At 51.7% G+C, this 12769-nt stretch carries 6 protein-coding genes; 3 read left to right on the top strand and 3 right to left on the bottom strand.

Annotation, left to right across the window (positions count from 1 at the left end):
• The first annotated feature begins 4 nt into the window (after positions 1 to 4).
• From BQ9893_RS19525 to BQ9893_RS19515, 3 genes are all read left to right on the top strand, one after another.
• Entirely contained in the window at positions 5 to 2290 is a 2286-nt protein-coding gene (locus BQ9893_RS19525; RefSeq protein WP_075967600.1) for a hypothetical protein, read from the top strand.
• A gap of 13 nt (positions 2291 to 2303) precedes the next feature.
• Entirely contained in the window at positions 2304 to 3473 is a 1170-nt protein-coding gene (locus BQ9893_RS19520) for a glycoside hydrolase family 88/105 protein (RefSeq protein WP_075967599.1), read from the top strand.
• 349 nt (positions 3474 to 3822) lie between these two features.
• Complete coding sequence (locus BQ9893_RS19515) at positions 3823 to 7176, top strand: SUMF1/EgtB/PvdO family nonheme iron enzyme (protein ID WP_075967598.1); 3354 nt, start codon at positions 3823 to 3825, stop codon at positions 7174 to 7176.
• Here the strand turns inward: BQ9893_RS19515 and BQ9893_RS19510 are convergent.
• The 3 genes from BQ9893_RS19510 to BQ9893_RS19500 form a co-directional block, all read right to left on the bottom strand.
• Positions 7169 to 10189 carry an AAA family ATPase gene (locus tag BQ9893_RS19510; RefSeq protein WP_075967597.1) on the bottom strand — a complete coding sequence of 1007 codons (3021 nt, stop codon included), beginning with the start codon at positions 10187 to 10189 and terminating at the stop codon, positions 7169 to 7171. The genes BQ9893_RS19515 and BQ9893_RS19510 overlap by 8 nt on opposite strands.
• Positions 10186 to 11430 carry an exonuclease SbcCD subunit D gene (locus BQ9893_RS19505; RefSeq protein WP_075967596.1) on the bottom strand — a complete coding sequence of 415 codons (1245 nt, stop codon included), beginning with the start codon at positions 11428 to 11430 and terminating at the stop codon, positions 10186 to 10188. The genes BQ9893_RS19510 and BQ9893_RS19505 overlap by 4 nt, the downstream gene beginning before the upstream one ends.
• Before the next feature lie 83 nt (positions 11431 to 11513).
• Entirely contained in the window at positions 11514 to 12761 is a 1248-nt protein-coding gene (locus tag BQ9893_RS19500; protein WP_374046574.1) for a hypothetical protein, read from the bottom strand.
• Between the last annotated feature and the right edge of the window lie 8 nt (positions 12762 to 12769).

Below are 12769 nucleotides of genomic sequence, written 5' to 3'. Positions count from 1 at the left end.
GTATATGAAACAGACTTTTTTAATACTTTGCTTTTTCGCATTGATACAACCGCTTTTTGCCGAAAAGAAAGACTGGCTGATCGACGGAAGCCCGTATAAGACGGAAGCCAATCTATCGTCGGACAAGAAACAAATCGAATTGACAAACGGCCTCCTTCGCCGTACCTTTTCGCTAACTCCCAACGGTGCGACAATCGCGCTGGACAACCTGATGACGGGACAAAACGAACTGCGTGCCGTACGACCGGAAGCCGTGCTTGTCATCAATGGAAAAGAGTATCCGGTCGGAGGTTTGGAAGGACAACCTGTCCATAATTTTCTGACAAAAGATTTCCTGTCCGACATGCAGCTTTGCGACTCGGCTTTTGTCTTGGCCGATTATACGGTCGGCGAGACAAAAGAACGCTTTCCCTGGAAACCGAACGAGACCTGGATCAGTAACAAATATCCGTGGCCTGCACCCGGAAAACGCATTACTTTCACTTATAAGGCGCCCCGGAAAATAGCAGACGAGTGTAAAGGCTTAACCGTCCGCATCGTCTACGAACTGTATGACGGCGCTCCGATCCTGTCCAAATGGATCGAGATCGACAACAAGGGACAAAAGGCTGTCACGCTGGATTCCTTCAAATCAGAAGTCCTTGCGCTGGTTGAAACCGCTCCGAAAGTCCACTATGGTGAACCTCACGAAGTGCGCATGATGGCGCAAGAACCGGGACATTATACGAAAGACTACCGCAAGAAACCAGTACAGACAGATGCCCCGCGCGACTATATCGACCGCTTCACCCAACTATTCGTCGTTACGGACTATGCAATGGGCGGAGACATGGAAGCGATGAAAGACAATCCGGCCGTCCGTTGGGTATTCGATCATCCGGAATATGAATTTACCGGTATCCGCTATTACGGGCAATACAAGCCGGCACGCCTGGAAGTGACACCGCTGTTAGGACCGGCCGAAAAGATCGCGCCGGGAGAAAGTTTCACCTCTTGCCGTGCCTTCGAAATGCTTCGCGACGCGACAGACCGTGAAAGACGGGGGCTTGCCGAGTGTCGATTCTGGCGCATGATGGCTCCTTGGACACAGGAAAATCCGATCTTTATGCACGTAAGAGAATCAAGTGATCAGGCTGTCAAACAGGCAATCGACCAATGTGCGGCTGTCGGCTTCGAAATGGTGATCATGACTTTCGGCAGCGGTTTCCGGATCGAAAACGATTCGGCCTCCTATCTCCAACGCATGAAAGCGTTGAACAGTTATGCTGCAGACAAAGGCATCGCTATCGGTGGCTATTCGCTACTGGCAAGCCGTGGAGCCAAACCGGAAGATGCTGCGATCAGCCACCATACAGGCCGTCCGGCAGAGACACGCGCTGAAGGAAGCCGTTTCGGAATTTCCCCTTGTATCGCATCCGATTGGGGAGACCTCTATTTCAAACGTCTACGAAATTTCTTTAACACGACAGGAATGAATGTGTTCGAAAATGATGGCTCTTATCCCGGCGATCCATGTGCCTCCACCCTGCATAGCGGGCATAAAGGTTACGAGGATTCACAATGGAAACAATGGGAAAAGATCCGCTCGTTCTATCAGTGGTGCCGGGCAAACGGTATCTATCTGAATGTTCCGGACTGGTACTTTTTGACTGGTTCCAACAAAACCCCGATGGGATATGTCGAAACCAACTGGTCTCTGCCAAGAGCCTATCAGGAAATTATCGAACGGCAGAATATCTACGATGGAACCTGGCAGAAAACTCCCAGCATGGGTTTCATGTTCGTCCCTCTCACCCAATATCATGGAGGTGGAGCCGCAGCTACCATCGAACCGTTAAACGAACATCTGGACCATTACGAGACCCGGCTTCGCAATCTGTTCGGGGCAGGCGTGCAAGCCTGTTACCGCGGACCGCGTCTATACGACACGGACAAGACTCGCGAATTAGTGAAACAATGGGTCAGCTTTTACAAACAACATCGTGCAATCCTCGATTCGGACATCATCCACCTAAGACGTCCGGACGGGCAAGACTGGGACGGGATCATGCACGTCAACCCGAATTTGAAAGAAAAAGCATTCATCTCGATTTACAATCCTCTGGACAAGGAGATCGAAAAAGAGATCAAAATTCCGTTATACTATACCGGAATATCCAGTAAAGCCATTGTAAAGGAGCAAGGAACGAACAATCGCGAATACACCCTCTCACGCGATTATTCAATCTCCCTAAAAATACAAATCCCGCCAAAAGGCTACAATTGGTATATAATAGAATCAATCGATTAATAGAACAAGTATCATGAAAACTACAATCAAGTACATCTGTACAAGCCTTTCACTTTGCGCTTGTACCTGTTTAGTGAATAACCTGCCGGTACAGGCTGAAACGACAAATACAGCCGTTGCCTGTGCGACGGGAACGGGTTGGAATCGGCAAAGCGTCATGGATGTCGCTCGTCGGGTGGCTGACTGGCAGATCAAGGATTATCCGGAAAACAAATATGCCAAGAGCGAACCGCGCGGATGGATCGCCGGAGCGCTTTATATGGGGATGTTCGACTGGGCGGAACTGAGCGGAGACAATACTTATTATGACTGGCTCCGGAAAATCTTCAACCGCCAGAACTGGCAAGTTGCCAACCGGATGTATCATGCCGACGATGTTTGTATCGCACAGACCTATATAGATTTCTACAATAAAGAAAAGAATGAGAATATGCTGAAACCGACTATTGCCCGCGCCGACTGGGTTTTGAACAACCCTTCCAACGGAAGCATGGATCTCGATTACGGCAAAGGCAGCACAATCGAACGCTGGACCTGGTGCGACGCCCTCTTCATGGCACCCGGAGTCTACACGCGGCTCTATACGTTGACCGGCAACCGCAAATACATGCATTTCGCTGACAGCGAATTTCGTGCCACTTACAACCATCTGTACGATAAAGACGAAGACTTGTTCTATCGCGACAGCCGTTACATCGGACAGAAAGAAGCCAACGGCAAGAAGATTTTCTGGGGACGCGGCAATGGTTGGGTAATCGGCGGATTGGCGGAAATACTGAAGACGCTGCCGGCGGAAGATACCGAGTTCCGTCCTTTCTATCTCGAACTTTATAAGGAGATGTCCGAACGCCTCGCCGGACTGCAAGGGAAAGACGGCTACTGGCATGCCAGCCTGTTGGATCCGGACAGCTATCCTTCGCCCGAAACAAGTGCGACCGGATTTATCGTTTACGGCCTGGCATACGGAATCAACCAGGGGTATCTGCCGGCAGACAAATACCTGCCAGTCGTAAAAAAGGGATGGGAAGCATTGACCCGTGCTGTTGAAACAGACGGGAAATTAGGCTGGGTACAGCCGGTAGGTGCCGATCCGAAAAAGGTGACACGCGACATGACCGAGCTCTATGGTACAGGCGCATTCCTGATGGCTGCATCGGAAATTTACAAATTAGCAGACAAATAAGTCACAACAAGGCTCTTCTTTTCACAAAAGTGCCTGTAAAAGCTCTTTAACACCCGGGTAAACCCACCTTTTACATCCGGGTGTCGGTAGGGTAAACACCCGGGTGTGCAGGAAACAGACACCCGGGTGTGCAGGAAACAGACACCCGGGTGTGCAGCATCTACCCTCACTATCTTACTGAAAATAAGCAACATGCTTTATATCTTTTTCCGCTATATGGGGAAATGATGGAATGATAGTAGAATGATAGATAAAAATGGCATCTATCATGCAATAAACAAACTGTATATAAACGGTTTACATGCAAATCATGATAGTATGACAGATATTTTGAAAAAATAATAATGATATGAACTATAAAGTTTGTTTACTCTTCGCGCTCTTCTCCCTTTCCTTATCCGGTATTTCCGCAACGAACGGACAGGATTCATTACGCCAAATTCAGCTAAAAGATCTGGAAGTGCAAATCCGATGGGTAAATCCTACCGCCATACGAGCCTATCTGGACGACACCAAAACTGCATTGGGAGAGAAAGCTCCCGCGCTATACAATAAACTGTCCCGCCTGGAAACACTTCTGCCCGGTGTGCAGCAGGCCTTCTCCGGCGGGGTTTCCGGTAACGTGGTCGACGAAGTGATTGGCCAAGCGCAAGAAATACTTACGTTGAAGCGTGAGATCATCCTGGCCAACCCGTTGCTGGATATGGACAAGCTCATAGTGGCCCGTTATCGTTTGGGCGACAAGGCCCGTAAGGCAATGGGCCCGTCTATGGGTACTTCGACAGCCAACTACAACTCGCTCTTTTCCAACTCGCGTAAAGGCTACGATGCCGAGATCGACCTGCTCACGGGTTTGCGCGGACAAATCGAAAGCTGCCGGATATACAAACCTGAAGCCGATGTCCCAGTTTCGGACATACAGCTTCACTGGGATGCCGACCGCCTCCTCTTCTCTTCGCTCGACAAAGACCGGAAATGGCAGATATACGAAATAAACACGGACGGAAGTGGTTTCCACCAGAAGATCACTTCCGATGAACCGGATCTGGAATTTTGCGACGCCAATTACCTGCCGGACGGGAAAGTTGTGGCGACGACCAACATCGGCTACAACGGTGTTCCTTGCGTGCATGGCGACGATGTGGTAGCCAACCTTGTTTCCTTTGATCCGCAGACGCACGCCTTGCGCCGTCTCACCTTCGACCAGGACGGGAACTGGTCGCCTATCGTGATCCCGAACGGACGCATCATGTACACCCGTTGGGAATATACGGATCTGACACACTATTTCTCCCGTATCGTGATGCACATGAACCCCGACGGGACGGAAAACAAAGCCCTCTACGGCAGCGGCTCCTACTTTCCGAACAGCACGTTCGACATGAAACCGCTCTCCAAGCACAGCAGCCGCTTCATCGGCATCATCTCCGGCCATCACGGAACGGCACGTTCGGGACGGCTCGTCATCTTCGACCCGGCCAAAAGCCGGAAAGAGGAAAAGGGAATGATACAGGAACTGCCGTTTAAAGACCGCCCGATCGTACCGATCATCAAAGACGAATTGGTCGAAGGTGTCTGGCCTCAGTTCATGAAGCCGTTTCCACTGAACGAAAAGTATTTTTTAGTCGCCTGCAAACCAGCCAAGGATGCACTTTGGGGGATTTACCTGGTCGACGTTTTCGATAACCTGACACTCATTGCCGAGCAGGAAGGGGAAGGCCTGACCGCTCCCATCCCACTGGTAAAACGCGAAACACCTCCCGTCATTCCTTCGAAGATCAAGCCGGACAGCAAAGAGGCCACGGTCTTTATCCAGGATATCTACGAAGGAGAAGGTACGCAGGGTGTTCCGCGAGGTACGATCAAGGCTCTCCGCATCTTCGCTTATGAGTATGCCTATATCTTAGCTCCATCCGACCACGATGCACAGGGAATACAAAGCGGATGGGACATCAAGCGCATACTCGGGACGGTCCCGGTCGAGGAAGACGGTTCCGCACTGTTCACCATTCCCGCCAACACGCCGGTTTCCATCCAGCCGTTGGATAAAGACGGGGCTGCCATCCAGTGGATGCGCAGTTGGCTGGCAGGGATGCCGGGCGAGATCGTCTCCTGCGTCGGTTGCCATGAGGACCAGAACAGCATACCTATTCCCAAACGCACGATTGCTTCGGCCAAGCAGGCACGCCGGTTGGAAACACCGGAAGGAGGTGTACGTCCGTTCACGTTCCGCCTGGAAGTGCAACCGGTACTGGATCGTAACTGTGTGTCGTGCCACAACGGGAAAAATGCCGAACCGGACTTCCGCAAGGACCAGATGGTCACGTATAAGAGAGGTATATTGACGAAAATCAACAAACAGTATGACCAGAGCTATCTGAACCTGCACCCATACGTGTACCGCCAAGGTCCGGAATCGGACATCTACGTCCTCAAACCGGCCGAATTCCATGCAAGTAACAGTGAACTGATCCGCATCTTGCAAGCCGGACACCACGGTGTAGAGGTTCCGGAAGAGGACATGCGGACACTTTATGCCTGGATCGATCTCAACGTGCCTTACTACGGGGCTTTTACCCAAATCGACCTGAAACCCGAATCCCCCAAAGGCCAGGTGGCACGTCGCATGGAGTTGGCCGAGAAATACAGCGGGGTACGGGTAGACTGGCAAAAAGAGATTGCCGACTATGCAGACTGGCTGAAAGAAAACAAAAAGGCAGACGCCATTACCGGAGCGACGACCGGCGAGACAGTCAATATTAAAGAGCCGGCCAAACCGGTCCGTCCGGTCAAAGTAAAAGGATTTCCGTTCGACACGCAGACAGCGACAGCCCGGCAAGCCGCCAAAGGCAAAACAACCCGCCGTCTCACCATCACTCCGGATGTCCATATCGACCTGGTATGGATTCCCGCCGGCAGCTTTGTGATGGGGAATAACCGGACACCATCCGCTTCTCCTGCATTTAAAGCGAACGTGAAGGATGGCTTCTGGATGAGCACGACCGAAATCACGAACGAACAATTCCGCGTACTTTTCCCGGAACACGACAGCCGATACATCGGACAGACCTGGAAAGATCATACAACTCCCGGTTATGCAGCCAACCGGCCCGAGCAACCCGTCGTGCGCGTCAGTTGGGATGAAGCGAACGCTTTCTGCCAAAAGATCAGCGAAATATCAGGCAATACTGTTTCCCTTCCAACCGAAACACAGTGGGAATGGGCGGCTCGTGCGGGAAGTGCCGATGATTTCTGGTTCGGATCAGTCAATAGCGACTTCGGATCTTTCGAGAACTTGGCAGACAGTACGACTGTCGACTTGGCAGTAACGGGAGTAGACCCGAAGCCGATGCGGGCAAACGATCCCATGCGCAAGTTCTGGGATTTCCTGCCGAAAGTCCTGAACGTAAACGACCACCAACTGATCAGTTGCCCCGTCGCCTCTTACCGCCCCAATCCCTGGGGATTGTACGACATGAACGGGAATGTGGCGGAATGGACAGCCTCCGATTACATGCCTTATCCTTTAAAAGAAAAGGCAAATAAAAAGACTGCCGAGAAGAAAGTAGTACGAGGCGGTTCCTGGCGTGAACGTCCCAAATACTCCACATCTGCCGTCCGTAAAGCCTACCGGCCTTGGCAACGGCCGATGAATGTCGGCTTTAGAATCGTGGTCCTTGATCACGATTCTAAAGTCAATTAACAATTCTCACAATGCTCTTCCCATTGCCCTCCCGGCTTACCTGTACGCGGACAGGGATGCGCTCTGTCATTTCCTGTACATGCGAGATGACGCCGATCTTGCGTCCCTGCGTCCGCAAACTTTCCAAAGCATCCATCGCCACACGAAGCGTATCGGCATCCAAGGAACCGAAACCTTCGTCGATAAAAAGGCTTTCAACCCTCATCCGGTTGGATGAAAGAGAAGACAAACCGAGTGCAAGCGCCAGTGAAACAAGGAACGATTCACCCCCCGAAAGGCTATGGACGGTACGCACCTCATCACACATATCCCGGTCGATCACCTGTAAGGCAAGCGTATCTGGAACCCGTTCCAACCGATAGCGCCTCGTCAATTCGCGCAGTTGCACATTGGCATAGTTCAACAATATATCGAGTGTATATCCCTGCGCTATGCGGCGGAACTTGGCTCCATCGGCTGAACCGGCCAGTTCATTCAGTTTCGCCCAACGTTCGCTCTCCGTGCGCCGGACATTCAAATCATCCTGCAAGCCGGAAACTTTCGCCTTGTTCTCCGTCTGGGTACGAAGGCGAAAAGCGAGTTCCGTCTTTTCCTGCGTAAATCGAAGTAAGGTCGCTTCGAGCGGCTGTCCATCCGAAGAAGCCGAATAGTCGGCAGTCCATTTGTCCAAAGCCGCCTTTCGCCGGAGCAGGTCGGCCGAGGCTTCGTCCAAGTCTTTTGCGATCTGGTCGGCTATGCCGCGCGTCTGGTCGGCTATACCGGATTGTTCGGTCTGCGTGGCCGACAACTTTTTCAAGCGTTCTTTCAGTTCTTCCATTCGCCGGGTGTATTCCCGTTCCACGCTGTCTGCAGGGCGGCCGTTCAAAAGCTTCTTCCGCTCCGCCTGCAAGGATGAAAAAGCGGAACGGTTCTTTTCGTGAAGCAGCCCGGCTTCTTCAGCTTGCTTTTCGAGAGAAGGGAGGAAAGAGGCGAGAGATTCGCACTCAGCTCTCCGGGCACTTTCCTGCCGTTCCTGTTGATGGAGTTTCTCGGTATTCTCATGCCATTGGCGGGCGAAGTCTGTCAACGTTTTACGGAAGACTTCCGGATTCTGCAACCAGGCTTTCTGCCATTCGTTATTATCGAACAGACGATCGGCAGCCGAAAGAGACTGGGCTAATTGGACAGACTGCTCCTTGACAACAGTTTCTTCCCGCTCCTGACGACTGGCGACGAGTTGCAGCCGGCCGATCATCTCCTTACAGGAAGCCTCGCTATCAGCCAACTCCTTATGGAATTGAAGCAACTGTTGCTGCAGACGGGCAAGACGGCGGTTATAGGCACTGTAGGTTTCTTTTTTATTCGATAAATCCTGCAGTTGAAGGGTTAAGACAGCAATCGGGCTTTTATCTCCCACCCTCTGACTTTTCTCTACAGGAGAAGAGATACGCCCTTCTTCTTGGGAATGTACGGACGAGATAAAAGGATGATGCGTGCTTCCGCAAACCGGACAGGGTTGCCCTTCCTGCAACCTACCGCGCAAATCCTTTATATTGCCGGAAGCCTCCAAACGTGCCTGTTCGATAAGCAACCGTTCCCGTTCCTGACGAAGTTTCTCAATCTGTTTGTCCAAAGCCGGAGCATCGATCGCTTTCAGTTCTTCTTCCAGGCTTCGATAGTCCGTTTCCGCCTGCTTCAAGGCCTGCTGTTTACTTGCGCTGGTCTGTTGCAGGCCGGCAAGTTGTTTATTCAACGCTACAGCCTCCTGCCGAAGTGTTTCGATCGAACGGTTTGCCACTTCCACCCCCGAACGGGCAGCTGAGGCCGCATCCAGATGAAGCAACAGGGCGGAAAGCTGTTCCGCTATGCTTTCTTTCTTCTTATAACGCTCGCGCCAGGCGGTCAGACGGGCAATCTCCTCTGCTCCCTGCTTACGACGAAGAACAGCTGCCTGATATTTCTTTTCGGCTTCTCCTTTCCGAAGCGTTACATTCTTCAACTGCAGCTCCGAATGGGACAGGTCGCGAACAGCCGTATCCAACTGAACATCCAGTTTACGCGCCTGCAACAACTCCTGTTGAAGAGATTTGAAATGAGCCTCGGACTGTTGCTGCTCCTCCACGCCCTTTTCGTATTCGCGGCGGGCGACCGTCAACAATTCCGTCGCGTGTGTCAGTTTGTCGACAGCCTCTTTTTGCTGTCTCCTGCGGACAGAAATCTGCTGTTCGACAGAGCGGACAGCCTCTTGAAGGGCTTGCCGCTCCGCTTTCGCACTCTCGACACGCTGCAAATCCTTCTCCGCTTCGGCAAGACGGGTACGTAGACCGTTTTCTTCCTCATCCGTCAATAGTTCGATACCTTGTATGCGCGATTGTATCTGTTCGAAGGCTTCTTTCGCCCGCGCGTTCCTTTCGAATATCTGGCGGGAAATGGCGGAATAGAGTTCGGTTCCGGTCAGTTTCTCCAACAAGGAGGCTTTTTCTCCCTGTTCGGCTTTCAGAAAAGTGGAAAAATCGTTTTGCGCCAACAATACGGAACGCGTGAACTGTTCGAAGGTCAGGCCGATCAGCTCGATGATACGGGCTTGCAGATCGGAACGCGTTCCCTGCTCTTCCTCCTCCTTGTCGAGGTTATACAAAACCAAACGCGGATTCTGCAACCGTCCGTTTTCCTTGTCGCGTGCCCGTGCCACCGACCAGCGTGCCCGATAGCGGTGTCCGTTCAAAGCCATGAAATCCACCTCTGCGAAACCGGATGCCGTTCCCCTTCGCAACAAGAAACGGGGGTCACTTTGAGACAGTTGTTCATTGCTGACATCCTGTAGCTTGACATTATTCTCTTTCGCCTGGTCGGTACGGGGCGTACGGGCAAACAAAGCCAGGCACATGGCATCCAAAAGTGTGGATTTTCCCGCTCCCGTCGGTCCGGAAATAGCGAAGATCCCAGCCGAGAGCAATGGTTCTACCGTAAAATCTATCTCAAAATCACCTTCCAGCGAGGCCAAGTTACGACCTCGTATCGCTAATATCTTCATAGGGAAACCTCTCGCATTACATCGTTAAACATCTTCTCCAACTCTTCCGGTAAATCTCCCCCGAAACGGTTCGTAAAGGTATGCCGGAGCATATCCAGCGGATCTATCTTCTGCAAATCCGTATAAGACAAAGGACGAGATTCTTCCTCTCCCTCTTTTTTAGGATAAGAAGGGATGATGGAAGTCAGGCGTACGGCCTTATCCGCCAGCGCCTCCTCCACCCGATGCCGGAAACCCGGATCAGGTTCCGTCAGGAGCACCTGTACTTCCAGATAAGGCCACAGGCTGCGGTCAGCCTCCTCTTCCGCCAACGGCAGAGCGGAAAGCTGTAAAAGGACTTCGGCTGGCGATGCCGGTTCTGCCGGGACCCGTTGCAAGGCGGTTCTGAGTGGGACGGGCACTGCTTCGAGCTCCGACAGGCATCCGTTTTCGAGGGTAAAGGCAACGACCTGATGCCGGTAATGCTGTTCGGAGAAAGACATCGGAAGCGGACTACCGGCATAGCGTACATGTTCACGTCCTCCAACCCGCTGCGCTTTGTGGATATGACCGAGAGCCGTATAAGCCAATCCCTCTTTAAAAGTATCGGCCGACACAGATTCAAGCCCCCCCATAATGGTCCGTTCGCTCCGGTCGTCTTCCGACAGTTCGGCTCCGGTCGCATGCAGATGTCCCATTGCAAGAAGCGCCTCGCCCGGTCGTCTTAGGCTGTCGGCATAATCGTACAGTTGGTGATACATCCGGGTAACGCCCTCCACATACGAATCTTTTCCTTCTTTAGCTGCGGGATAATCACCCTGACGGAGATAGGGGACAGCCAGACAGAGCGCTTCCCGTTTTCCTTCCTTATTATATAAAGGAATCAAAAGCGAATCGAAATCAATCTTGCACAAGTCCGTTCGCGGAACAACCCCGACAATCGACGTGTTCAGTTCTTCCAACAGAGGTATCGGCGCCTCCAGACGGGCAGCCGAATCATGATTGCCAGCGACAATCACAATCTGCAAATGCGGGTTACGCCGGTTCGCTTCCCGCAAAAACCGGTAGAAACGGCGTTGGGCGGCTGCCGACGGATTGGCTACATCGAAGACATCTCCCGCAATCAGCAAGACATCGGTCTGTCGCTGCGTCAAGGTATCGGTCAGCCACGCAAGAAATGCCTCATGCTCCTCATCACGGTCATAACCGAAAAAGGTTTGCCCCAGGTGCCAGTCGGCAGTATGTATTATTTTCAATGACATCGTCTCTTTGTTTTGTTTGCAAATTTATCAAACAATAGCATAAAAAAGCATGAAAGAGACGATAATTCCGCAACGCTAAAAAATCATTCGATGACAGCAAAAGGTATGTTTGCTGTGGAAACATATCCCGTATGATCGAGTACATAAACATACAGGCGATAATATCCGGGGGTATCGATAGAAATCCGGACATTGCCGGTCTCCGTAGTCCTTACCTTCCCAACGCGATCCGGGCGTGGTTCATAGGCGCCACCTGTTGCCGTGACTGTCGCTTCTTTCAATACTTCCCAGACGTATGTAAGCCGATCTCCTTCCTTGTCGGCGGCAATCACTTCCACATCAAAGCCGGTGTTGCTTTTCACTTTCGGTCCAAACGAAATGCCGTTAATCGTCAATTGTCCGACAACCGGAGCCGTCTGCTCCGGCTCTGTTCCGGTCCAGACACGTTCCATCGCTTCCACCATGGGCGTTTTTTCTCCGTTCAACGGTAAACCTTCGACCTTGTTTTCCACAAACATACTGAACCACGTCGGGGTACGTTCCTCCTTCTGCCCCCAAAGAAACACAAAAGATCCCAAGCAACGAGGGTTACCACCGATGGCTTTTTTATAGCGTGTTTCATAAACGATCCGCTTCTCTTCACTGGTCTGTTCGATCGGTGCGCCCCATTCTGTTTTCCGGGTTTCCCACCAGCCTGTCGGTCCCCATTCCGTGATGATGAAAGGGCCACGATAGGGAGAATCTTCGAAAAGTTTCCCCACCTCAAAGATGTTGCCATAGCTGTTTATCCCGACAAAGTCCAAAGACGGAGCATAGCGGGCGATCAATTCCAAAGCCTTCGGCTTATGTGAAATAACAGTAGCGACCAAGTGGTTGTGATCCACTTTCTTTATTTCTTTCGCCAATTCCTCCACAAAAGACCAGGATTCCGGTATATTCGCCTTGTCCAAATCGATTTCATTGCCAATTCCCCAGGCAAACAAAGCCGGATCATCCTTGAACGTCTCTGCCAACAAACGGACTTCTTCTAACTTTTTCCTTTTAAAATCATTATCGACATAGCGATCCGGATCTTTCGGCAATGCGATGCCTTGCATCAGATACATATGAGCGGCCCCGGCCTTTTCCAATGACCGGCGAATCGACTCCACGTCACCTCCCCAAGTCCTGAAAGCATTTGCACCGCAAGCACTCGCGACCTCCAACCGATTCGCACCGCCCACTCCTTTTATATAAAGGGGATTGCCGGCAACCGACAAAGACCACGCATCGCCCCGGCAAACGATCTTGACATACTCTTTTCCTGCACCTTCAAGACCATAGCCAAACATGCTATTTC

Source organism: Parabacteroides massiliensis, from assembly GCF_900155425.1.
In the GTDB taxonomy this organism is placed as follows: domain Bacteria; phylum Bacteroidota; class Bacteroidia; order Bacteroidales; family Tannerellaceae; genus Parabacteroides; species Parabacteroides massiliensis.
Note: the sequence above shows the minus strand (reverse complement) of the source record. Positions and strands in the feature narration are given on the sequence as shown.

Excerpts from the sequence above, each read along its gene's own strand:
- BQ9893_RS19525 (WP_075967600.1), top strand. The coding sequence starts at position 5 with ATGAAACAGACTTTTTTAATACTTTGCTTTTTCGCATTGATACAACCG.
- BQ9893_RS19520 (WP_075967599.1), top strand. The coding sequence starts at position 2,304 with ATGAAAACTACAATCAAGTACATCTGTACAAGCCTTTCACTTTGCGCT.
- BQ9893_RS19515 (WP_075967598.1), top strand. The coding sequence starts at position 3,823 with ATGAACTATAAAGTTTGTTTACTCTTCGCGCTCTTCTCCCTTTCCTTA.
- BQ9893_RS19510 (WP_075967597.1), bottom strand. The coding sequence starts at position 10,189 with ATGAAGATATTAGCGATACGAGGTCGTAACTTGGCCTCGCTGGAAGGT.
- BQ9893_RS19505 (WP_075967596.1), bottom strand. The coding sequence starts at position 11,430 with ATGTCATTGAAAATAATACATACTGCCGACTGGCACCTGGGGCAAACC.
- BQ9893_RS19500 (WP_374046574.1), bottom strand. The coding sequence starts at position 12,761 with ATGTTTGGCTATGGTCTTGAAGGTGCAGGAAAAGAGTATGTCAAGATC.